The organism is Faecalimonas umbilicata (assembly GCF_004346095.1).
Taxonomy (GTDB): domain Bacteria; phylum Bacillota; class Clostridia; order Lachnospirales; family Lachnospiraceae; genus Faecalimonas; species Faecalimonas umbilicata.
Genome location: NZ_SLZV01000002.1, coordinates 111,366 through 135,952 on the forward strand (window position 1 = coordinate 111,366; position 24,587 = coordinate 135,952).

At 41.0% G+C, this 24,587-nt stretch carries 21 protein-coding genes and 2 riboswitches; of the genes, 4 read left to right on the plus strand and 17 right to left on the minus strand.

The features are described 5' to 3' along the window. Window position 1: 1 nt before the first annotated feature. Window positions 2-763, minus strand: a complete 762-nt coding sequence (locus EDD74_RS01425) for a class I SAM-dependent DNA methyltransferase (RefSeq protein ID WP_016440059.1) — start codon at window positions 761-763, stop codon at window positions 2-4. Continuing rightward, window positions 764-1,537 (minus strand): hypothetical protein, encoded by a 774-nt coding sequence (locus EDD74_RS01430; RefSeq protein ID WP_016440058.1) that lies wholly within the window; start codon window positions 1,535-1,537, stop codon window positions 764-766. A gap of 167 nt (window positions 1,538-1,704) precedes the next feature. Beyond that, a riboswitch (M-box (ykoK) riboswitch) is annotated at window positions 1,705-1,874 on the plus strand. A gap of 128 nt (window positions 1,875-2,002) precedes the next feature. Here EDD74_RS01430 and mgtE point away from each other — a divergent pair. After that, a complete protein-coding gene (mgtE, locus tag EDD74_RS01435) occupies window positions 2,003-3,337 on the plus strand; it encodes a magnesium transporter (protein WP_008976415.1) in 1,335 nt (444 codons plus the stop codon). A 62-nt stretch (window positions 3,338-3,399) separates the two neighbouring features. Here mgtE and EDD74_RS01440 read toward each other — a convergent pair whose 3' ends face one another. From EDD74_RS01440 to EDD74_RS01470, 7 genes are all read right to left on the minus strand, one after another. After that, a complete protein-coding gene (locus EDD74_RS01440; protein ID WP_116441758.1) occupies window positions 3,400-4,767 on the minus strand; it encodes an MATE family efflux transporter in 1,368 nt (455 codons plus the stop codon). A 143-nt stretch (window positions 4,768-4,910) separates the two neighbouring features. Next, a complete protein-coding gene (locus EDD74_RS01445) occupies window positions 4,911-6,005 on the minus strand; it encodes an ElyC/SanA/YdcF family protein (protein WP_116441757.1) in 1,095 nt (364 codons plus the stop codon). A gap of 12 nt (window positions 6,006-6,017) precedes the next feature. Continuing rightward, on the minus strand, window positions 6,018-6,698 hold the full coding sequence (locus EDD74_RS01450; RefSeq protein ID WP_116441756.1) for an MgtC/SapB family protein: 681 nt from the start codon (window positions 6,696-6,698) through the stop codon (window positions 6,018-6,020). A gap of 145 nt (window positions 6,699-6,843) precedes the next feature. Next, a complete protein-coding gene (locus EDD74_RS01455) occupies window positions 6,844-7,704 on the minus strand; it encodes a glycerophosphodiester phosphodiesterase family protein (protein WP_165851590.1) in 861 nt (286 codons plus the stop codon). Window positions 7,705-7,721: 17 nt separating this feature from the next. Beyond that, window positions 7,722-9,437 carry an ABC transporter permease gene (locus EDD74_RS01460; RefSeq protein ID WP_242990133.1) on the minus strand — a complete coding sequence of 572 codons (1,716 nt, stop codon included), beginning with the start codon at window positions 9,435-9,437 and terminating at the stop codon, window positions 7,722-7,724. A gap of 12 nt (window positions 9,438-9,449) precedes the next feature. Next, a complete protein-coding gene (locus EDD74_RS01465; RefSeq protein WP_116441753.1) occupies window positions 9,450-10,466 on the minus strand; it encodes an ABC transporter ATP-binding protein in 1,017 nt (338 codons plus the stop codon). 29 nt (window positions 10,467-10,495) lie between these two features. Continuing rightward, window positions 10,496-11,563, minus strand: coding sequence for an extracellular solute-binding protein (locus EDD74_RS01470; protein ID WP_116441752.1), 1,068 nt, complete (start codon window positions 11,561-11,563; stop codon window positions 10,496-10,498). A 313-nt stretch (window positions 11,564-11,876) separates the two neighbouring features. On the opposite strand from EDD74_RS01470, the gene EDD74_RS01475 reads away from it, so the two are divergent. After that, a complete protein-coding gene (locus EDD74_RS01475; RefSeq protein ID WP_116441751.1) occupies window positions 11,877-14,042 on the plus strand; it encodes an extracellular solute-binding protein in 2,166 nt (721 codons plus the stop codon). Window positions 14,043-14,153: 111 nt separating this feature from the next. On the opposite strand, the gene bilR is transcribed toward EDD74_RS01475, so the two are convergent. Genes bilR through EDD74_RS01490 form a run of 3 tightly spaced genes read right to left on the minus strand, consistent with a single transcriptional unit; the run spans window position 14,154 to window position 18,223 of the window. Next, complete coding sequence (gene bilR / locus EDD74_RS01480) at window positions 14,154-16,079, minus strand: bilirubin reductase, long form (protein ID WP_116441750.1); 1,926 nt, start codon at window positions 16,077-16,079, stop codon at window positions 14,154-14,156. A gap of 23 nt (window positions 16,080-16,102) precedes the next feature. After that, window positions 16,103-16,855: an alpha/beta hydrolase family protein gene (locus EDD74_RS01485; RefSeq protein WP_016440054.1), complete on the minus strand. Its 753-nt coding sequence runs from the start codon at window positions 16,853-16,855 to the stop codon at window positions 16,103-16,105. Then, window positions 16,856-18,223, minus strand: a complete 1,368-nt coding sequence (locus EDD74_RS01490) for an MFS transporter (RefSeq protein ID WP_116441749.1) — start codon at window positions 18,221-18,223, stop codon at window positions 16,856-16,858. 217 nt (window positions 18,224-18,440) lie between these two features. On the opposite strand from EDD74_RS01490, the gene EDD74_RS01495 reads away from it, so the two are divergent. Beyond that, a complete protein-coding gene (locus EDD74_RS01495; RefSeq protein ID WP_008976420.1) occupies window positions 18,441-19,292 on the plus strand; it encodes an AraC family transcriptional regulator in 852 nt (283 codons plus the stop codon). Between the two features lie 93 nt (window positions 19,293-19,385). Here the strand turns inward: EDD74_RS01495 and EDD74_RS01500 are convergent, their stop codons facing one another. The 4 genes from EDD74_RS01500 to EDD74_RS01515 form a co-directional block, all read right to left on the minus strand. Then, on the minus strand, window positions 19,386-19,874 hold the full coding sequence (locus EDD74_RS01500) for a dihydrofolate reductase (RefSeq protein ID WP_009262904.1): 489 nt from the start codon (window positions 19,872-19,874) through the stop codon (window positions 19,386-19,388). A gap of 67 nt (window positions 19,875-19,941) precedes the next feature. Next, the gene (gene thyA, locus EDD74_RS01505) at window positions 19,942-20,790 is read right to left on the minus strand and encodes a thymidylate synthase (protein ID WP_009262905.1); all 849 of its coding nucleotides are present in this window, start codon (window positions 20,788-20,790) and stop codon (window positions 19,942-19,944) included. A 154-nt stretch (window positions 20,791-20,944) separates the two neighbouring features. Then, window positions 20,945-21,529, minus strand: a complete 585-nt coding sequence (locus tag EDD74_RS01510) for a DUF3793 family protein (protein ID WP_008976423.1) — start codon at window positions 21,527-21,529, stop codon at window positions 20,945-20,947. Between the two features lie 166 nt (window positions 21,530-21,695). Continuing rightward, on the minus strand, window positions 21,696-22,253 hold the full coding sequence (locus EDD74_RS01515; protein ID WP_016439341.1) for a folate family ECF transporter S component: 558 nt from the start codon (window positions 22,251-22,253) through the stop codon (window positions 21,696-21,698). 69 nt (window positions 22,254-22,322) lie between these two features. Next, window positions 22,323-22,424, minus strand: a riboswitch (THF riboswitch). A 267-nt stretch (window positions 22,425-22,691) separates the two neighbouring features. On the opposite strand from EDD74_RS01515, the gene EDD74_RS01520 reads away from it, so the two are divergent. Next, complete coding sequence (locus tag EDD74_RS01520; RefSeq protein WP_008976425.1) at window positions 22,692-24,098, plus strand: alanine/glycine:cation symporter family protein; 1,407 nt, start codon at window positions 22,692-22,694, stop codon at window positions 24,096-24,098. Window positions 24,099-24,262: 164 nt separating this feature from the next. Here the strand turns inward: EDD74_RS01520 and EDD74_RS01525 are convergent, their stop codons facing one another. Further along, complete coding sequence (locus EDD74_RS01525) at window positions 24,263-24,523, minus strand: helix-turn-helix domain-containing protein (protein WP_008976426.1); 261 nt, start codon at window positions 24,521-24,523, stop codon at window positions 24,263-24,265. Between the last annotated feature and the right edge of the window lie 64 nt (window positions 24,524-24,587).

Here is a 24,587-nt window from a genome sequence, read left to right on the forward strand (position 1 = left end):
TCTATTCCCTGCACTTTCCAGATTCCCTTGCGATCACATAGACTCGCTCGCTTTCTTTTGTCGGTGGATTCCTCGTAAATGCATCGTATGCAGTGACAAATTTCATGCCGGACTTCTCCAGCAGGCTTTTTATTGTCTCCAGCTCATACCCTTTCTGGTAATGTGTCTCGACATATTTTCGATATAAATTTCCCTCTTCCTGAAGAAACAGACTCAACTCATATTCATTGATCTGCTCCTCTTCATAATAATAATTGTCCCAGATAAAGCTACAGTCTTCCCGGCTCTCCGCGATTGTCTGATCTCCCAGGATCTCCCGGTATTTATATACCGTATTAAAATCAAATATAAATACACCTTCCGGATCTAGATAATTATTGACAAGCCTGAAAACTTCTTCCAACTCCTCTTCCTCTGTAATATAGTTAAGAGAATCACAGATACTGATCACTGCACGGACAGTCCCATACAGTTCAAACTCCCTCATATCCTGAAGCAGATACAAAATATCCCTTCCAGATTCTGCCCGCTTCTCCATCGCGATTTCCAGCATCTCCTCCGAATAATCCACACCGATCATGTCAAATCCACGCGCAGCCATCAGTTCTGTCAGAGTTCCGGTTCCACATCCAAGATCTAATACAATTCCATCTGTCACTTCATACTCGGCCAACAACCCTGACAGATATTCTGCCCACTCTTCATATGGAATATTATCCATAAAGGTATCATAGACTGACGCAAAACTTGTATACGCTTCCAATTACTTTTCTTCCTTTCCAGCACCTTCGCCACAAGCAGCCTCATTTTTTTCGACAGACTGCTCTTCTGAAGGGACCTCTGTATTTCCCGCAGGCACATCCGCATTTGCCTGCGCCTCTTTTTGCACAGCATCCTTTACAACTGTCTGTGCGCGTTCCTGCCTGTCCGTTCTCTGCTGCCCCATTCCATAACACGGTGTTTTTCTGATATAAAACAGGTAGATTCCTCTGTAAAGCGGCACAAAAATGCCTAAAACCGCATGGATTACTGCAAGATGCAGCGGCATATACCGGCTGTAAATCTGATAATCCACCAGTACATTCAATACACTCATCACCGCTTGATAAACAATCGAAATGACCAGGACCGGTATAGCGAAGGCAAATAACAGAACCGAAACGACTGTCTCAACTCCTCCGTTTATCATCACGCTCGCACCAAATATCGCGAACATAAAACACACCAGAAGCAGGCAGCTGACAATGACGCTGTAAGCGATCGGCATAAGCACAAGCAAGAGTCCCGGATTTTTCACAGAGCGTTTCTTCAGATAAATATCTCCTGACAATTCACCTCTTAAATAAGTTCTTGCAAATGGAACAAATGCCATCCACGGAGAAGGATGGTTTCTATTTGCCGCCATACGATACAAACCCATTCCAAGAAAAATGTATTCTACTGCCGCCACAAAAAGGGCCCCTGCGAATATAAGCAAATAAACAGTTGGCAAAACCATCCCTGCCGGACTTCCATAATGATACATATAGTGATACATAACATGCTCCTTTCTAAAATTCATTACTACAAATATCATATCATATCTCGGTTTTAAATACACGAAAAAAAGCAGCTCCATTTCAAAAATTTCCAGAAAGATTTTCTCAATATTTTTTTCTTGACATTATAATCATAATCAACTACAATGAAACCGAACAAAAAATATGAGAAATTCGGTAGGTGAGGCTACCATAGGGATTTGGATTTTCCTAAGATTGCTGCCGCAAAATTGTGGAGACACAATTAGTTGGTTAGCAGGCTATGTCGTAATAAGGCATAACCTAATGCAATTTTTACGCCCTATGATGCTAAAGCTTGAACGATTGTCTTTTCAGACAGAAATATAGGGTATATTTGTATTTCCATCTTCGACATCTTTCAGGCATGTCGGAGATTTTTTTATTTCATATACTTTCTTGTTTTTACTGAATTTCTATCAACTTCCAGAAAGGGGTGTATATTTATGAATGCTAAAATTTTTACAGAACTTCTAATCAAAGGTGATTTCAAAGCCGTCCATAGTATTTTAGATGTAATGAATGTGGTCGATATCGCTCTTTTATTAGAAGAGCTCAACGAAAAAGAACTTGCGATTGCCTTTCGTCTGATCCCAAAAGACAAGGCTGCTGATGTATTTTCCAATATGTCTAATACAATGCAGACAAACCTTGTAGAAATGTTTACCGAAAAAGAATTGAAAGAAATCCTCGACGATCTATATATGGATGATACTGTGGATCTTCTCGAAGAGCTTCCGGCCAATCTTGTTACCCGCATTCTCAATGCAGTGGACAGCAGCAAGAGAAACAGCATTAATCTTCTGTTGAATTATCCTGAGGACAGCGCCGGCAGCATTATGACAACCGAATATGTCTCCCTCCACCAGTCCATGACTGTCAAAGAGGCTATGGCACACATCAAACAGGTCGGCATCCACAAAGAAACCATCTATACCTGCTATGTTCTGGAGCGCAGAAAGTTGATTGGAATCGTCTCTGCGAAAGACTTGATGACGATGAATGACGATACTGTCATCTCCGAAATCATGGAGACCGAGATTATTTCCGCTACCACTCACACAGACCAGGAGGAAGTTGCCCAACTGTTTTCCAAATATGGACTGCTTGCAATTCCGATTCTTGACACCGGCGGTCTGATGGTGGGGATTGTCACAGTCGATGATGCGATGGATGTCATGGTGGAAGAGGCTACCGAAGATATCACGATCATGGCGGCAATGAACCCAAGTGAGAAATCTTACTTTGAAACTTCCGTATTTTCTCACGCCAAAAACCGTATCGTGTGGCTCCTTGTCCTGATGCTCTCCGCCTCCATTACAGGCGCCATCATCACAAGATACGAGGATGCCTTCTCCGCAATCCCGCTCCTTGTCTCCTTCATTCCAATGCTGATGGATACCGGCGGAAACTGTGGTTCCCAGAGTTCTACACTGATCATCCGCGGTCTGGCGCTGAATGAAATACGTTTCCGGGACATTTTCAAAGTCATCTTCAAAGAATTCCGGATTGCACTGATCGTCAGTGTCGTCCTCGCCTTTGCAAATGGACTTCGGATTTTCCTTGTCTACCACGACATGAAACTTGCTGTTGTCATCGGCCTTTCCCTGATTGCAACCGTGATTTTATCCAAATTGATCGGCTGTGTGCTTCCGCTTGCTGCTAAAAAAGTTCACTTGGATCCAGCAATCATGGCTGCACCTCTGATCACAACACTTGTAGATACCTGCTCGATCATTATCTATTTTTCGATTGCCACACAGGTATTCCATCTGAATTAATGTTTCTTATTTGCCATCATGATCTGCCGCTGCATTTCATGATGGCATTTTACACCTCTTTACTATTGACTTTCCAATAACGTTTTTCGTGGTTTCAATCTCTTCATATAAATAAGGAACCCTACCAACAGACAAATTCCTTTTAGAATACTTGAGATTGTAATGCTCCACCAGATTCCATTTAATCCAAGTGCAGTTGCAGTCAAGAGCATCGCCATCGGAATTCTTGCAGTAGTCAGGATTACACTGACAATAGACGGCGGCAATGTCTTCCCAAGCCCCGCAAAAGCGCCCCCAGTCGTAATTTCCGCACACATAAACAACTGTGAATACCCTAAAATTCTTAGATAATCAACTCCCATCGGCAAAATCTTGTCATCTGGGATAAAAATTCGGAAGATCACCTCTGGACATCCAATCAGAAGAATCGTACAGAAAATCCCCCAAACAGTGACAACTCCCATTGCAATCCGGTATCCCTTCTTTACACGTTTGATGTTGTCTGCTCCATAGTTCTGCGCTACAAACGAATTGACTGCAGCTGCAAATCCTTCTGCAGTCATCCAGGAGATGGACTCAATCTGCGATCCGACTTTCTGCACTGCCACAGCGGAATCCCCAAATCCTGCAATCAAACGTGCAATGATCATCGAGATCCCTGTAAATATCATGCTCTGTACTGCACTTGGCAGACCAATTTTGATCAAAAGCAGCATATGCTCTCTATGGATCCCGGATAAAATCCTCACTTTCTGAAAGACGGTCTCCTCATGAAATGCTGCCCACATAAACATTGCTGTTACAACTGTCTGGGCAAGAACCGTAGCCACAGCGGCTCCGAGCACCCCCATTTTAGGAATCGGTCCGGCTCCAAAAATCAACAGTGGATCTAAAACAATGTTGATCAAAAGTCCTACTGCAGTTGCCATAAAAGAAATCCTGCTATTTCCCATAGCAGTCATGATCCCGGTAAATATCTGATTTAAAAAGGAAAAGATCACTCCCCCGCAAGTCACTTGGAGATAAATCCTCGCATCCGCAATGACCTGCGGACTATTCAAATGGAAAAAACTGATCAAAGGTCTTGCAAAAAGTACCGCTGCCAACCCATAAATGATTCCAAATAAAATTCCAAGCTGCAGTGCGCTCTTTGTAAATACCGTCGCTTCCTCATAATCTTTTGCTCCGATTGCGTGTGCAACCTTTACCTGCCCGCCCATTTTCGCAAGTGTTGCAAGCCCATTGGCGAGCCACATATACATTCCTGCTGCGCCGACCGCTGCCACCGCATCACTGCTGATCCTTCCAATCCAGATCATATCCGTCATATTATACGCCATCTGTACAAGAGATGTCGCCATGATTGGAAGAGCAAGCTTGGTCAGTGATGGGAAAATCGATCCCTCTAACAAATTTACACTCTTTTTCATCTCTTTTGTTCCTTCCTGTTCTCTTTTCTGTGTTATAACAATACCGTCACAATTTTACCATACTCACACAAGAAAGCAACTGTTTTTATGCTTATAACTTTTTCCTGTTTGAATCATTCTTCCATTTTTATACATCCCCATTTTTACTGAAATTTTTCATAATCCTGTTTAGAAAATATTCCAGCTGCTCTAGAAGCATTTACATAAGTATAAAGTCTTTCTCCCTCATCTGATGCTTCATGTTCCCCGCCTCCTGCCGAATCAATCTTCATGTCATATCCTTCTGCTTTGGCATAAAGTGTCAAAGTTGTCACCGCGCGCGGTAAATGTAAAATCGTTCCAACCACCATGACTTTATGTACTTTTATTTCTTTGCAAATAGAGAGGATTCCGATTGCATTCCCATAGGTATCTCTTGCCCTCTCATCCAACAATATTCTGTCTTCTGCTACCCCCTGTTCTAGAAGCCATTCTTTCATCACCGATGCCTCTGTAAATTTTGTCTTGACATCGCCTCCGCTCAAAATGATTTTTGCGTCTGGAAACCGCTCCGCCAACTCTAATGCACACTCCAATCTGCTCAAAAGTCCTGCGGACGGCTTTCCATTTTCCTTTGGTGTCTGTCCAAATACTGCAATGGCCTGCGGAATCATATCCGTTTGCGGTTCACTTCCATATGGCTGCTTTAAAAGTTCATCTGTTTCTTCCAGAACATTTCTTACAGCATCCGCCGCCTGTCCGGATACCTTCTCCAAAGCTAACAGTCGCTCTTTCTCTCCTTCTTCATTCTCTAAAATATGCATCAATACTGTCGTAACTCCCAGTGCATGCACATCTGTTCTGTCTCTTTCCAATATTCTATCCAGTTGTGACAACGCTGCCTCATAATCTTTATTGATCATATAAGCTTCCGCCTGAAGTCGGTATGCATCCAGATAGTCTGGATCTTCTGTGACAATTTCATCCAACTCTCTGTAAAGCTGAGTCCATTCCCATCTCCGAAAATACGTTACTGCCTGTTTTAATATCGGATCATCCACATATTCTTCAGCATACATCGGAACAAGATCTTCCATCTCTTTCCCTCTTCCCGACTTTTCAGGAATCGGCATATCCACTTTCTCTGTCAATGTCACTTTCGGCATCTTTTTCATATAGAAATAACTCCCCACGCCGATCAATATCATCACAATACTCAGCAGGATGATCAAATATTTTCTTGTCTTTCTCTCTTTCATCTTACCTCACCTCTATATTTCTTCTGCAAAACGTACTCCTTCCAGCTTTGTCACCGTCCGAAGTAATACTTCCCTTGATAGGGCCTTTTTCCCCGCAAGCGTTACCGTAAAGCAAATCACATCATTCCCCATATAACTGTCACGCTCTATCTGTAGGTTACTTAATTCCATATCTCTGTCACGCAAATTTCTGATAAATTCTCCAATCGGAATCTTCTTGTCAAGTTCTACATAAACGTCCAAAATATGAAGTCGGTTTCTCATTAAAAAATCCCAGTGCTGAAGCAATGTAAGAACAATAAAAATAGTTACACCACCAATCATTGCAATTTCATAAGCGCCAATTCCAAGCGCCAGTCCAACACACGCCGATGCCCATAATCCCGCTGCTGTTGTCAGCCCCTTGATCTGATTGTGGGGTGTAACCATAATTGTCCCCGCTCCCAAAAAACCAATCCCGCTTATCACCTGAGCTCCCATCCTTACAGGGTCGCCTGTCCCGGCATTTTGATAAATATACTGATTGGTCAGCATCACAATTGTTGCTCCAACACATACAAGGACATAGGTTCTCAACCCTGCCGGCCGATTCTTTAAGCCACGCTCAAACCCTAAAATTCCTCCGATCAGAACCGAAAGTACAAGCCTGAAAACTACCGCCTGTAATGTGACTTCCCGAAAACCTGCCAACATCTTCTCTTTCCTTTCTCCTGCAACATTTCTTAGTTAGAGAAAGCTGCTGCTTTTGCAGCAAGATGCATTTCTATAGGATCTTTTCCCCCTTTGCATATCACCACATTTGCAACAGCTCTTTTTATAATTTTCTCATCATTTCAGATCAAATATACTTCTCAATGAAATCACTCATAATCCCAGGCCAATCTGTCTGCATCACATTGATTCCCTTATCAATCAGCTTTCCCCATGCCTTTTTAGGGGACTCTTTAATTGCCATATCATCGTCAAGGCCTCCAAAAAGGTCATATTTCTGAGATCCTCCAAGTGTAATTGCATTCGCCCAGCAAAATAGTCCCTGTTCCTTGACCCATTGAATATTACAATCTTGAAAAAGTTCTTCTTCGGAATTTTTTGCAATCATTTCAACTCCTACGATATTAATATTCTCATAAGCCAACACCGTCTTGATTTCCTCCAAATTATATGCAATTGGCATATACATCACTTTCATCTTGCATTCTTCCAGATAGTCTAAATATTTCTTTTTTACGGGAGTTTTGATAATTGCCTGATGAATTGCCTGTGGATATTTTTCTAACAGACTTATCACTTCCGGAAGAATATCCCATGCCCTGTCAATATTAAACAATTCTCCTGACTGAAAAGACTGCAAAATATCTTCGAACTTTTCAACACCATATTCAGCTGGCTCTTCAATAATATTTTTGTATTTAAATGCGTCAATCTCTTTAGAAGTATAAGTTTTAATATTTCGTCTCTTCCGCAGAAGACGCATCTCATATCCGTCATGAAATGCATAGACAACTCCGTCCGTAGATGAAATCAAATCACATTCAAACATATCCGCATGCATTTGCAATGCTGCCCGGTACGCCGGAATCGTATTTTCTATAATATTGCCACAGCCACACCCTCTATGAACAGCAATTAACACCTTTTTTTCTTCTAGTTTCTGATTTAAAAGCCTATTTATTTCTTTAAACTTTTCCTTACCTACCATATTTTCCCTCATTACTACTATTTTTTTACTTTTGTTTTATCTCCTCTTCCATAGACAAAGTAAACAACTGTCCCGGAGATTATCATCATAAGCACCGCATAGACAAATGACAATGCCGAATTATCCGCATTTGTTTGTGCATCTGTCAATGATTTGATATAAACTCCAAGCGGTTGATTCAAAGGATGATACATAAATACAGACATATCATAATCTCCAAGCAGACCATTAAAATTCAGTGCAAAAATTGCAAGAACTGTCGGCAGAACGATTGGCAGGATCACTCTTCTGAAAGTGTAAAACCCTTTGGCCCCAAGACTTCTTGCTGCATCCTCCAGCGAATCATCCAATGAGAAAAATGCCGCCTTTGTCATACGAAGTGTAAATGGGATTTTAATGATCACATATCCGATGAACATAATAACAGATGTCCCTGTCAATATTTTGTTAAACATCCAGAATCTTGGAGTGTTATATGTAGTGATCAATCCGATCGCAATCAATGTTGTCGGAAGCAGCCACGGGATTAAAAGCCCATATTCCAATGCTGCCGATGCCTTATTCTTATTCTTTTGAATAATGCGGCATGCCATTAATACAAGGATTGCAACTGCCACTGCAGATAGCAATGAATAAATAACACTGACAATAAACGGTCTGTACGCTGAAGCCTCTGTTAAAATCGTCTTATAATTATCCAAAGTAAATGCTGACAAACTTAACTTTCTTGTCGCAATTGTTTTTGCATCTGTAAATGAGAACAGCACGATTAAAACAACCGGCAGTACATAGATCAAAAACAGGATATACGCATAAATATGTACAAGCACATTGATAATTGGATTTCTGATCTTCTGCTTTCTAATAGTCGTCTTTACTTTTGAAATCGACATATAATGCCCGCGCTTTTCAATCTTCATCATCACTGTAAGCAGTAAAATTGTCGCAATTCCTAAAAACAATGCGAGCAAAGCTGCCAATGGTCTTGAATTTACTGTTTTAGAAAAAGTCAAAATCATCGGTGTAATTGTCTGAAAATCATTTCCACCAATCAAAAGCGGAGCAGAAGTCGCTGACAACCCAGTAATAAATGTTAAAATGGTAACCGCCAGAAGTGATGGTGTCAAAACCGGCAGAACTACTCGCAACAAAATCCGAATCTGGGATGCCCCCATATTTTGCGCCGCTTCCACTGTCTGAAAATCAACTGCACGCATTGCATTCCTCAAAAAAATCATATGATTTGATGTGCATGCAAACGTCATGACAAACAAAACTGCCCAAAACCCCTGAAACCAGTCTGTTGGGAAATTTGGAATTACCTTTGCAAAAATATTTGTAAGAAATCCATTGTTTCCGTAAATAAATTTGTATCCTGACACCAGAATGATTCCACCATAAATCAGTGTTGTCATATAACCAATGCGTAACATTCTCGCTCCCCGAATATCAAAATATTCCGTGATAAGTACAAGGCTGATTCCAACAAATCCTACCGTCACCGAAAGTGCCGGTGCAAGAATACAACTATTTCTAAGACTTTTCATTGCTTTTTCCGAACTCAAAAGTTTCTGAAGCGGTTCCAGTGTAAACTCTCCATTTTCAAAAAACACAGTAAAAATCGTATTGATATTCGGTATTACAAGACAGGATAAAATAAACCACACAAAAAATGCATAAATCAAATATTTAGGCAATTGACCGGAATCAAATTTCATCTTTTTCTTTTTCATCATCCTTCTCCTCTAATACTGCATAATATCCTTCGGATTAAAGCTTAATGTTACTTTTTCTCCCTTTTTATAAAGCGGACGTCCACTATTTTTTTCGATCACTTTAAGCGACTCATTTCCGGCTTTCAAAATATATTTAATATAAAGTCCATAAAACTCCGCACTTTCTACTTCCGCTCCGATTTTAAGCGTGTCCCCATCCAAAACATCATTCACATGGATTCGCTCCAGACGGATATAACACTTTTTATCTACATCCACAATGGATTTATTGGAAGCATCCAGCCCTGATGCAATCAAAAACTCCTTTTCAAGACGATTGATATCCCCGATAAAATTACATACAAACTCCGTTGCAGAGTGATTATAAATTTCATCCGGTGTACCAATCTGTTCAATGACTCCTTCATTAAATACTGCAATTTTATCAGATAGCGTCAAAGCTTCTTCCTGATCATGGGTGACATAAACACTTGTAATCCCAAATCTTCTCTGCAGATCTTTTAATTCATTTCTAAGCTGCACTCGGAGCTTTGCATCTAAGTTTGACAATGGTTCATCCAAACAGATGATCTCCGGAGATGTTACAAGCGCCCTCGCTATCGCGACTCTCTGCTGTTGCCCTCCTGACAATTCTGAAACCTTCTTTTGAAGCTGCTCCTCACTCAAATCTACTTTTTCTGCCATAGAATATACTTTTTGGCGAATATCTTCTTTGCTCATCTTTTGTACTTTTAAACCAAATGCAATATTCTCATATACTGTCATCGTCGGAAACAACGCATAACTTTGAAATACCATTCCAATATTTCTTTTCTCAACAGGAGTATTGGTAATGTCTTTCCCACGGACACTGACCGTTCCATTGACCGGATTGATAAATCCTGTAATCGTACGAAGCGTCGTTGTCTTCCCACACCCTGAAGGTCCGAGAAAAGTAAAAAATTCCCCTTCCTTCACATGGATATTAATATTTTTTAATGCTTTAAAATCTCCAAAGCATACATCAATATTTTCAAGCTTAATCATGGCTTTTTCTCCTTTGCTCAATTCACTTCCTATGGCATATATTCAAGAATAATTTTCTCACACCATGCATCTATATTTTCTGCCACAAGATCCCAGTCGATATCCTGTGCCGGAATTTTTGCAATTTCCTGATTAAATTCATTTGCCTTGTCTACTGCTTTTTCATTTGCTGGTAATGTAGAGAATTCTTCTGCCCATTCTCCCTGCACTTCCGCACTTCCAAACCAATCTACAAATTCTTTTGCTTCATCTAATTTTTTCGTTCCATTTACAATTCCGATTGCTTCCACTGCATACGGCACTCCAACTTCCGGCACAACATATGCCGTTTTTGTTCCATACTGCTCGTCACGTGACTCAATTCCACTTGACCACATCTGTCCACAAACAATTGGATTATTCGTATCTGCGATTCTCGCATAGAGATCAACTCCGGACTCATTTGGTGATCCATTTTTATAATAAGATTCAATCTCTTTCCAACCTTCATCAGAAATTCCAAGCTCTCCTTCCGGATCCGCATATCTTGTCAAAATACCTGCCAATACATTTCTTACTGTTCCGCCTGAAAGTCCTGTCAGATATTCATATTTGCCATGGAATTCTTCTTTTTGCCACAGATCCGGCCAATCCTTCGGCGCTTCCTCCTCTGATATCTGGTTTTCATCATAACAAAGTAAAATTGCCTGTTTTACTGTAGCATGATAAAATCCATCCGAATCATTTAATTCTGATTCAACTTCTCCTGCCCACTTCGGGACATATTCCGTCAAAATATCCTCGCTTTTCAAAGAAGACCAGATGATGGAATTCAATCCAAACACTACATCTGCCACAGGAGCATTTTTCTCTGCAATCAGACGACTCTGTGTCTCTGCAGCCCCTGCATCGATAAATTGAATATCAAATCCAGCCTCTTTCGCTTTCTCTTCCAGCCATTCTCCTCGACCATCCGAACCTGAATTTGTATAAATTGTCAATGTTTCTCCTTTTTTTGCTTCATTTTCTGCCTTCTCTTCTTTTCCTGTCTCACCACATCCAGCTAATGAAATCACCATACCTGCACACAGCAAAATGCTAATCAGTTTCTTTTTCATCAGAAAATCCTCCACTTTTTCTAAATTATTGTCTTAGGAAGTTTTTTACACTTCTCTTGTATCGTGTCCTCATTATATTTGATAAATTGGAACGTGTCAATATTTCAAACTTGTTTTAACGTCATTTTACACATTTTTAACAAAAGAAGATGTTGATTTTTGTTAGTTTTTACCTTTTTAGTTTTGTTTTAACCTTTTTCAGGTGATCAATATTGGAACGTATCATTCTCTTCTTTTTCTCTCTTGAATTATTTATAGTCTTTTGCTAATCTAATACTATATTGAAAGATTTAAATTTTAGGAGTACATTATTATGCCAACAATGAAAGACATCGCAAAAGAAGCTGGCGTTTCCCACGGAACGGTTTCCAATGTGCTAAACAAGACAGGGAAGGTCAGTATTGAAAAAATAAAATTAGTAGAAGCTGCTGCCAAAAAGCTTGGATATGTTCCAAATGCCCAGGCTCAGCTTCTCCGGCAGGGAAATGCTACGGTCATCGCCTTGATCGTACCGTCACTCCGCGAAGACCTATATATGGATCTCTATACCTCTCTTCAAATTGCCTTTGCCTCTTCCAAAAAGACTGCTGATTATAGTGTACATGTTTATACAACTGATGATATTTGTGAACACGAACTTTCCATCTTAGATAGGCTTCCTGTTTCCAACATTTTATTAGTAGTGACTGTTTCCTCCTTAAAAGGAATTTCTCTTTCCAGAAATCCGTATCAGTCACTTCCTTGTCCTGTTTTTTATATAGACCGCTCCCCTGCTGAACTCAGAGATATAGACCATTACATTTCTTTCGACAAAAAGCAGATCAGCGCTGACCTTGCTAATTATATTTCTCATAATCACTTTGAAAGGATTGCCTTTTTTTCCGCTTCTGGCATTAATCATTGTGAAACACAGCTTTTTGATCACCTGCGGAATGCTCTTTCAAACACTTCCGTCACACTGGAGCACTTCTCTTCTGATATGAACTTGTCACTGACAAAAGCTTTTGATCTCCTTCAGGAGGAAGTTCCTTATGATTTAGTGATTACCACAAGTATTTTGCGTGCCGACGCTGTAATCAATGCGGTTTCTCTAACGCATTGCAACATGCCGCATATTATGACATTTGCATCCCTTGCCAGGATTCCGCATGGTCATTTTCATGTGTACGAATTGGATTATACTAAAATTGGAATGAAAATTTATGAACTTCTCTCTTCCCCTTCTTCTCAAAGCGAGAGAACTGCTTCCAATCATATTTTAAAGCCCAAAGGGCTCCCTTTTTTATTCACCAATATAAAAAAGGCCGAGAAAGAAACTCTTTCTATCCTCACTTTAGATGCTCCTTCCACAGAGGCTTTAAAAAAATTATCTCCTCTGTTTGAAGCCATCAGTGGAGTTCATCTGAAAGTAGTCAGTATGCCTTACAATGACCTTCATCAGCAGATTTCTCTGATGACAGAGCAGCATCACTATGATTTAATCCGAATTGATATTGCAATGCTGGACACACTTGGCGAAAGCACTTACCTTCCATTGACAAGTTGTCTTTCACCTTCTGATATTGATTTTTCTTCGCTGATCTCAACTGGTTATACAGACAACGGCTTTCCAAACTATGCCTCTTACACACTTCCTTTCGATCTAAGTACACAAATCTTCTTATATCGAAAGGACTTATTTGAAGATGCTACGATCTGCCGGGCTTTTTATGAACATTTTCACGAAAAACTTACTGTTCCTTCTAACTGCAGGGATTTTCTGAAAATCGCTGAATTTTTTACAAAATCATACAACACGCTGTCACCAACCTTATACGGGACAACCATGACTTCCGGCGCCGCATCCATCATTGCCAGTGATTTCATGCCCTACCTTTTTTCAGAAAATACCAGAGAAACTCTCACAAACTTATGTCAGAATAAAGAACATTTGCTCTCGGCAATGACACAATATCTCCAAATGACTCACTATGCCACCCAGCAGCCATGGTGGCTTGACAGTGTTTCACAATTTATCAACGGAAACGCAGCAACTACTATCATCTATTCGAATTATGCCCCATACATCATCAATTCCAAACATTCAGATGTAGTAGGAAAAGTCGGTGCTTCTATTGTTCCCGGAAAACATCCTTTAATTGGTGGAGGTGTCATCGGAATCTCTAAATACTCAAAAAAAATAGATGCCTGCCGTCAATTCTTCCAATGGTACTATTCCGAAGAAGTGTCCTCTCTTATGATGAAGCTGGGAGGTACTTCCCCGCTCACCACTTCTTACACTGGTTTGCGAAATCTTGACCTCTTTCCATGGCTCCATGCCGTCAAAAAAAGTTTCGACCTGGGCTCTAGAGGCTGTGGAAAACAATCTAGTTGTTCCATCCAGCAGTTTGAATTTTCTATAGGTACTTCCATCCGAAATCTTCTCTTAGGAAATATTTCTCCAAATGAAGCATGCGAATGGATTCAGAATACATTTTAAAAAGCCAGTAATGGCGGGCAGAGATTTTTTCTCTGTCCACTATCACTGGCTTTTTTATTCTCATTTTATCAACTTCTGATCTTTCGTCTTTGAATAATTTTCTATTTTCTTCTATGCAATCGCATTTGCCGCATCGTATCCTGATTTTATTGCATTTTCGATATCCGATGCACGGTCTTTGCAGTCTCCGATCTTTGTCACTGCAATGCCTGCTTTCTCTAATTTCTCCGTCTCAAATGCATTTGCTTTTGCTCCTACTGCCATCACAACAAAATCATAAGGGATTTCTTTCGTCTCATCATCTCCTGTCTTACATACGACTGACTTCTCTCCGATACTCTCTACTTTATGAGATACATACTGAGCAACGTGATTTTTTTCAAAATTTTCCATCAAAGTAGGAAGAATTGTACTGCTCTCTCCGTTTGCAATCTTATCCAGCATTTCGATGATACTTACTTCACACCCTCTCTCTGCCAGATATTCTGCGGTTTCACATCCTACCATTCCACCACCGATCACAGCTGCTCTTCCATATACCTGTGCAGTTCCTTCCAGCACATCCCATGCACTGCATACGCGTGTGCGGTCTGCCCCTGGGATTGGGAGCATCATGTTAGAAGCTCCGGTCGCAACGATCACTGCATCTGCTCCATAAGCAAGCAGATCATCCTCTGTCACTTTCTTTCCACAGAAAATTTCCACACCGGCCTCTTTTACTGCATTTGTCAGGTAAACAAGCGCACGTTCCAGCTCTTCTTTTCTCGGCGGAACTTTAGCGATCTGAATCTGTCCTCCGAGAACTGTCTTCTCTTCAAACAGGGTCACCTGATGTCCTTTTAATGCCGCAACTCTCGCAGCTTCCAGTCCTGCCGGGCCTCCGCCGACTACAACAACTTTCTTTGGTGTCTCTGCAGGTGTGATCTTTCTCTCTAATTCATATCCGTTTTCTGCATTTAAAATACAGCTTAAGAATTGTCTGTTCTGGATCCGGTCTGTACATCCTTTGTTGCACATGATGCACTGGCGGATCTGATCTCCATTACCTTCTTCCAGCTTTTTGCCCCAATCCGGATCTGCAAGAAGCGGTCTACCCAGTCCGATAATATCTGCCTTTCCACTTTCCAGGATACTCTCTGCAAGCGCCGGACTTACGATTCTTCCAACAGTGCTGACTGGAATGTTGACCTGTTCTTTCACTTTTCCTGCAATGTCAGCAAAGAATGCATATGGCTGAACACCCATCGGTGGAATGGTATCTGCCATATTCCCAGTATGATTTGCCTGTGCCACATGGAGCATATCTACTCCGGCTTCCTCAAGCCATTTTGCAAATATAACCGCTTCCTCTGCGATCACTCCGCCCTTTCCTCTCTGTGGAGTAACAACAGCCAACTTGTAATCAATGATCATATCTGGAACTGCTTTTCTGAGCGCTGTCACAAGCTCGATGGCAAATCTTGTACGGTTCTCAAGACTTCCACCATACTTATCTGTTCTGTGGTTTAAAATTGTGCTGGAAAGTGCTCCGACCAGACGGTCTCCATGCACCTGGATGGCATCGATTCCGGCTGTCTGTGCCCGCTTTGCACATTCACACATTTTTTTAATGATCTCCTGCAGGCTTTCTTCTGATACCTCATCGATGAAATGCATCATATCATGTTTCATTTTTGCGCGGAGTCCTTCAAAATCTCCTTTTAAGAACAGTTCTGTAATGCTTGCTGTATCATATTCTGGATGGAAAATCTGTACTCCGATCTTGGCACCATGTTTATGCACTGCATCTGCCAGCTTACGGAAACTTTCGATCTGACTGTCCTCACATAACTTTGGAACCGGTGTAAACGTCTTGATCGGCGCCACATCTCCGAGAACGATATACGATACTCCGCCCTCCGCAAGTCTCTCATAAAACGCCTGACTCTGCGGAGTAATACTTCCATCCTTTGCCTCATATCCTGTCGTCAGAGGTGGAAACATAATTCTGTTTTTCAGTGTTGTATTCCCTACTTGAATGCTCTCTAATAATTTCATCTTGTTCTCCTGCCTTTCTGAAATCAGATAATCTCTTTTACATAATTTACAATTTCTGCCTCACACGCTTCTCTTGCCGGAATACTTGCAAAATTATGATTGCCGCCTTCAATCTTCACGAATTTTTTCGCTCCGGTATAACATTCCATATATGTTTCACAAGTTTTATCATCGACAAGTTCATCTTTTGTTCCGCGCAGGATCAGCACACTGCCCTCATATCCTTTTGCGTCTTCAAATGGTGAATACTTTGCAAGGTCATAGTTAAACTCCAGACCGAATCTCAGTCCTTCCATATCTGCGAAAGTCATTCCGAGATTCTTAAAGTAATCTGCGCGCTCTTTGCATCCATACCACATTCCTGCTCCCGGACACATCAGAACCAAACCGTACGGCTGAATACGTGGAGCCGCACTTGCCGCCACAAATCCCCCCATACTCTGACCGGATAAAATAATTTTCTCCCCGTCTACGCATGACTGACTTTTCAGCCATGCATAGGCATCCTCCGCATCCTCAAGCAGTCCGGTAAATGTCATCTCATCAAACTCTCCGTCACTTTCCCCACATCCGTAGAAGTCAAATCGCATACATGCGATTCCCTCCGCCTCCAGTGTTCTAGCCAAATGTGTATGTGCATATTTGTACCCGGACAGACTTCCTCCAAATCCATGTAGATTTAAGACAACCGGCGGATGCGCTACTCCGTCCGGAAGATTTAAAAATCCACGGAGAATTTTTCCTTTTCTATTTTCAACTTCAATATAACGGACCATTTATCTGCCTCCTTTTCCCTTTGCTCTTCTTTTTGCAAGCTCTTCTAACATTTGTTCTGTCTTTTTCTTTGACAATGGATATACAAAGAATAAAATCAATACTGCGATCAAATATCCCACTGCATAGATTGCGGTGTAAGATTTCCATATATTTGCTTTTACTGCCGCTGTCTGTACTACTTCATTTACATTATATCCGATCATTGCAAGTGTAAAGCTGCTAAGACTTGCACTGACTGCCGATGACAGCTTCCGGAAGAAAGAGTAAGTAGAGTATACCATACCTTCATTTCTTTCTCCTGTCATCAACTCCTGATAATCGATCGCGTCATTTACCATTGCCCAGATCAGCACCTGAAAACCACTTGCTCCGAGATAACAGATTCCGTTGATCGCAATAAATACAAGTGGATTTTTCACCGGTACAAAGAATAAAATACCAAAGACAAGTGCTGCAAATCCCGCTCCGTACATACACCATTCTTTTTTTCCAAGCTTCTTGGAAACATATTTTGTTCCGATAAATGTGATGATTGCATACACAGTATTTAACATACCAGAGATTGACATTACTTTCACATCCCCGAAATAGTCTTTAAATAAGTAAGTATTCAATCCATTTACAACACTTGCTGCAATCATTCCTGCAAGGCTTGAAAAGATCAGTCCAAGCAATGCTCTGTTCTTGATAACATTTTTCAGCGCATCTAAATAGTTGAATTTCTTGCCTTCCTGCACCTTCCATTCGATACGTTCCTTACACCAGGAGCTTGTCACGATCAGGCAGAACACACCGATTGTCGCACAGAGAAGTGCCATCAGAGTGAATCTGGACGCAACTGGCTTATTGTCCTTATAAAGTACAAGCGGCCCTACAATTACGATCACGGTCATAAAAATCGTTCCGCCAAGGCTTCTGTAACGGGATAAATCTGTCCGGTGATTGACATCATCTGTCATGACACTGGAAAGTGAACCAAACGGAACATTTACACAAGTATACATCGCCTCATAAAAAATATAGGTGATCAAAATATATGCCAACTTGAATTTATAGTCCCAGCTGCTGACATCTAAAAATCCGATCACACACAGCACACCCATCGGAACACAGAATGCTTTGATCCACGGAATAAATCTTCCGCCCTTTGTCGACTTTCTTGAGTCGATGATCGCACCGATGATCGGGTCATTGATTGCATCCCAGATTTTTGTAATCAGCAGGATGATTCCGACATGGACAGGATTTACTTTCAGTACAAGCGTGTAGAACACTGTCAAAAACATTGCTCTGAACTGCTCCGTACAGCAGCACCCCAAATCCCCGAGGGTGTAGCCAATTTTGTCTTTCATGGAAAACTCTCTCACAATAATTTCCTCCTCGCATGTTTTCTTATTGTATCTTTGTTATTTCTTTGACAGAACGCTGTCGTTAGAAAGTATTATAGCTTTCTGAAATAAGAAAACATATCCGTTTTTTGCTTGAAAATATTCAAAAATTGATATATTATCTATATTAGTCATTATAGATAAAAATAAGTTTTATTTTTTGTGTATTTTGAATACAAATTTTAGGAGATAACTGATGCGTGAAGAATACTTTGCAAAAGAATATGTATACACCAATGCGAAAAAGAAAACCTTTTCCTCCGGTAATTTTTATATGATTTTATTTGTCACATCCGGAAAATGCAGCTACACCTATGATCACCAGACTTTTTTATGTGCCACCGAAGACATCCTGCTTGTAAACCCAAACACTACTTTTCTCTTAGAATATACACCATCGAAAATCCCTCTGAAATTTCTTCAAGTCGGATTTACAAGTGAACTGCTCACCCGTCTCTCCGATGAGAATACTGATCTGGAATCCTGTTTTCATGTCGTACCGTATGAGTGTACTTGTGTCCACTCTTCTTCAGAGATTACTATGTTGATCAAAAATCTATCCAAAAAGCTCCTGACTCTCCCTCAGGAACAGACAGATTTCGGCCACCGGCTCTTTGAAGACAGCATTCTCACAATGCTGATCGTGCTTGTCCTGCGCGCCTGCATCCGTACAGAATTCCAGACAAACACAAAAGTGCGCCCCCGCCTTTCTCTCGATGATATTTTCATTTTCATCAAGCATCATCTGCACGAAGAAATCTCCCTTGACCGACTGGAAAAGGAATTTTACATCAGTAAATACCACATCTGCCGGGAATTCAAACGGCAGACCGGGATGACTGTCCACCGCTACATCGTCAAATCCAAACTGGATCTTTGTAAACGGCTGCTGGAAAAAGGCTACCCGATGATCGAGATTTACAAAATCTGCGGACTCGGAAACTACAATCACTTGTTCCGTGCATTCAAAAAAGAATTCGGAATGACTCCAAAAGAATATGTCAGACAAATCCAGGAACACACTTCGGAAATTTCCGATAGATCCTGACAGTCACTTACACTCCTTTCTCCTGAACAAAAAGGCTGCCGTAGATTTTCACAGATTTACTTCTGTGCCATCCACGGCAACCGATTTTATTTTTTATTTTCTCTCGTATTTTACAAATTCATATTCCAGATCAAAATAAGTCTGTTCTTCGCTAATTCCTGTAATCTCCCATTCCTCATCCGTATCCAGATTCGGAAAATAAGTGTCTGCCTCATAGACATGATCAATTTTTGTGATATGTGCTGTATCACAGTAAGGCAGCAGTTGTCTGTACACACTCTCTCCACCAATCACATAGATATCTTCCTGTTTATATGCTTTCAGTGTCTGCAGCAACTCTTCCACAGTGTGCACGACAATCGCATCTTTTACCTTATAATTTCTATCAGAAGTCAGCACAATATTCGTCCGCTTCTTCAACGGCTGTCCGCCCGGAAAACTTTCTAATGTCTTTCTTCCCATGACAACCACTTTCCCGGTTGTCGTCTCCCGGAAAAACTTCATATCAGATGGAATGCTGACAAGAAGCTTGTTATCTTTTCCGATTGCCCAGTTTTTGTCTACTGCAACAATAATATTCATCTTTCTTCCTCCAAAACTCTGTTTTTTCTCTGACTACATGATCCATATACTGTATGACTTTAACTCTCTACACAGCGATCGGGATATTTTTGACCTGTGGTCCGGTCTGATAATCATCTAAACGCACATCCTCCGGTGTAAATGCATAGAAATCCTTAATGTCCGGATTCAGCCAAAATTTCGGAGCCGGAAGTGGTTCTCGTTTGATCAGTTCCTCAATCAAAGGAATGTGTCTGTCATAGATATGTGCATCTGCAATTACATGAACAAACTCTCCCACTTGCATATCACATACCTGAGCCAACATATGCAGAAGTACTGCATACTGGCAGACATTCCAGTTGTTTGCCGCCAATACATCCTGGGATCGCTGATTTAAAATTCCATTTAGCACAAGTTTCTCACTGTCTTCTCGCTTCGTCACATTAAAAGTCATGCTGTATGCACATGGATAAAGATTCATCTCATGAAGATCTTGATGTACATAAATATTTGTCATAATTCTTCTGCTGTAAGGATTATTTTTCAGATCATAGATTACACGATCTACTTGATCCATCATTCCTTCCCGGTACTGATGCTTTACCTGCATCTGATACCCATAAGCTTTCCCGATCGAACCATCCTCATCTGCCCAACTATCCCATATGTGAGAATTCAAGTCATGGATATTATTTGATTTTTTCTGCCAAATCCAGAGCATCTCATCTACACAACTCTTGATTCCTGTCCGGCGGAGTGTCAGTGCCGGGAATTCCTTTGACAGATCATAGCGATTTACTACTCCAAACTTCTTGATCGTATACGCATAACTCCCGTCTTCCCACTTTGGTCGCACTTTTTCTCCTTCTGTGCTTGTTCCATTATCAATAATATCACGGCACATTTCTATAAACACTTTATCTGCATAACTCATATTTCCACCTTCTTCTTTCTCTTTTTCTTCTATGTTAGAATCTATTTTTCACTTTCGACCGCCTGAAATCTTCTTTCAGAACCTCTTTCGTATTGTAACATGAATTGAAACGAAATCCAACACTTTCTGTCCTGCGCTTTGCTCCTGATCCGCTTTAGCGACAGATTTCTCCCGCTGTTTTTCCTGCCAGAAATTCATTGACAGCCCACACTTTCACCTGATCATAAATCATGAACAGCATTTCTTTTTCTGCTCTGTGCCCATACACTTTCCAATACCCAGTCATCATGCATTCTTTTCCGGAAATGCCGGCAAATCCTTCCACATCCTCAAAAGAGTAGCCAAGAAAAATCCCCGCCTCCTGCGGAAATCTCCCCTTCTCTTTTTCAATAGAAATACGCTCCGCAAACCGCCTGATCTTCCCTTTCAGATTTCCTTTTTGATAACCACAATTCAAAAGAAATGCTTCCTGACTTTCCCGCATCAGATATCTGCAAAGTGTTTCTTCCCGATAAAGAAAGATCAAAATTTTCCCCGACTTTTGATCCATCCTCTCACACAAAATCCCCATCTCGTCTATAAGCGTTTCCAGTTCTTCTAAAAGTTCTTCCGGCATCCAGATCATGGCTGAAATCTTCAATCGCTTTAAAAATGGCGCACAGTACAATACCAGTCTCGCAAGTACTGCACGTTTTCCTTTCTCCTCTTTCAGAAGATATTGAACTACTTCCGCCTCCATGATTTCTCCCCTTTTGCACCTTTTCCCAAAAATACTTGTTGATATCTTTTTTAGTCTCTATCCCTTTTCACAGTTTTATCCCTTTTGGATTGGATTTAGTCTCCCAAAATATGGAACAGGAAAAGCAGCCCGCCGCAATGACTGACTGCTTTTCTAATACTATACGTTATCGCTTTGCACGAACCTCAGAGAAAAAGTGTGCTTTCCCCAATGTCTTTACGATGATATAAAACAATGCCGCTTCTACCGGAACCGAACACACCTGCTTGAGCGCTCTTGCCGGAAGCAATGCAAGAAATCCTTTTCCATAAAGCATAGACAGCCAGTAAGTTCCAAGAAGAAGATTCACGAAAACTGCGACAAGCACTTTAGCTATAAAAATCCTCGGAAAACTCAGCGGTTTCTTATAGAGCATGATTCCATAGATCACAGGACCTAAAATTGCACTCAGTGTAAATCCAAAAAAATATGGCCCGTCTGGCTTGATGAGATATTTGATAATATCTGCAATTCCGCCCATGACACCACCGACCACCGGCCCAAAAAGAAGTGCTGTCAATTCGTTTGCAATAAACGAAAATCCGATTCTCAGATACGGGGTCACTGTGATAGAAAAATATCCCAGAATAATTCCAACCGCAATCAGCATCGCTGTCACAACAACTGTCTTCAAGTGTCTTAACTCATGCCAGGAGTCTACAAACTGTTGTTTCATTTGTTTCATAAAAAATACCTCCTTTGCAGTAGTCCAGAAGCCACGCATAGAAGGTATTCACATATCATTTCTATGTGCAGCAGCGGGATGCGAAATATGTACCGCAAGCTACTTCTGCTCTTCGTCCAGCCGGCAACTCCCCGTCCGTCTGGCACTTAACGCACACATCTCTACTCTGCTTTTCTATATTTATTTTCGCCCCAATTCTACCATATCCATTTTCCTGATGCAATACTTTCTTTGTTTTCTTTTTCCAGGATTCTGATTCTTATATTGACTTTGAAAAATTTTTATATTAAACTTCTAAAGCGTATTTCTTATTTTTCAGATCATTGCCTTCCAAGCAATATTACTAAATATTTTTTTACTGGAAATGCTATTTTATAAAAGAATGTCCATACTTTGATACGCAGTACTCTACGACATTCTAGAACAAAGGAGATGACTATGAACAATTTTTTATCACATGTAAATGATTTTCTGTACAGCTATATTCTAATTTTTCTGTTAGTGGGCGCCGGAATCTATTTTTCTATCCGGACACGGTTTGTCCAGCTCACACTTTTAAAAGATGCATTCCTTGCACTGAAAGAAAAATCTTCTGACGGAGAAAATGCCTCCGGAAAACCAGTATCTTCCTTTCAGGCTCTGATGATTTCTACGGCCTCGAGAGTCGGAACCGGAAATATTGCCGGAATCGCAACTGCACTTGCAGCAGGCGGTCCCGGAGCCATTTTCTGGATGTGGATCATGGCAGTGATCGGCGGAGCTTCCGCATTTGTGGAAAGTACGCTTGCACAGGTATATAAAGTAAAAGACGGAGATTCTTTCCGCGGAGGACCTTCCTATTACATTGAGCGCGCATTAAAAAAGCGCTGGCTGGGCGTCCTCTTTTCTGTCCTTTTGATCTGTTGCTTTGCCTATGGATTCAATGGACTCCAGGCTTATAATATTTCTTCCTCCCTCGAATACTATGTCAAAGACTATTCCAACACAATGCTTCCGGCAGTTGTCGGAGCAGTTCTTGCCCTGCTTACGGCAGTTGTCATTTTCGGTGGAGTTCACCGGATCAGTTTCATTACTTCTGTGCTTGTTCCAATCATGGCGGGAATTTATATTCTTGTAGGAGTTTATGTAACTGTAACAAACCTGTCGTCCGTTCCGGAAATGTTTCAAACGATTCTTTCCGAAGCTTTTGATATCGAGTCAATCATCGGAGGTTTTGCTGGCAGCACTGTGTTGATCGGTATTAAACGGGGATTATTCTCAAATGAAGCCGGAATGGGAAGTGCGCCAAATGCTTCTGCTTCTGCCGCTGTTTCCCACCCAGTCAAGCAGGGACTCGTACAGATCTTATCTGTGTTTATCGACACACTTCTGATCTGCACCACAACTGCTTTCATCCTGCTGCTTTCCAATGTCAAAGGAGTTCCGGGAACATTAGACGGCATTCCATATGTACAGGCAGCCCTGCAGAGCAGTGTAGGAACATGGGGAATCCACTTTATTACCTTCTCCATTTTTGCTTTCGCATTCACAAGCCTTGTCGGAAACTACTATTATGCAGAAGCCAACATTCTGTTTATCAAAAACAGTCCTGTTCTTTTGAATCTTTTTCGTATCACCTGCCTCATTGCCATCTTTTTCGGCGCACAGGCAAATTTTTCAACTGTGTGGAATCTCGCCGATGTTCTGATGGGACTTATGGCTCTCGTCAATATTTTTGCTATCCTGCTTCTTGGAAATATTGCATTCCGCGTGCTTGACGATTACCGTGCACAAAAAAAGCAGGGCAAAGACCCTGTCTTTCAAGCATCTAGTCTCAATCTGACTGACACAGATGCTTGGAACTAAGAATGGTTTCAAATAAATTTCTTATCTGATAAAAAGGAAAGCTGGTAGAGACACAATATTGCAAAACTTCTGTTTTGCTATTGCTTCCTACCAGCTTTCTCTTCTATTTGGCATCTGTTCAGAAAAATTTTCCCCTCTACTCACCTGCCATTTCACAATTCCTTCTAGTGTACTGTATCTTCTCCATCTTCCTCCAGCACCTTCTCTGTCCTTGGAATATATTCGATCACATCCTGAATCCTACAATTCGTATAATCACAGATTCTGCATAAAAGATTTACATCCAGCCTCTGTACATCTCCTTTACAGTAACGGTTCAACTGTGTTCTCTGTATCCGCAGATCAAAACAGATTTTATTTTTAGAAATATTTCTCTCTTTCAGCAACTCCTCAATTTTGACTTTTAAATATCCTACATCTCCCATTTCGATTCACTCCCTGTACTTATCTGACTGTTATTATATCCAAGTAATCCTAAATAAATAAGCT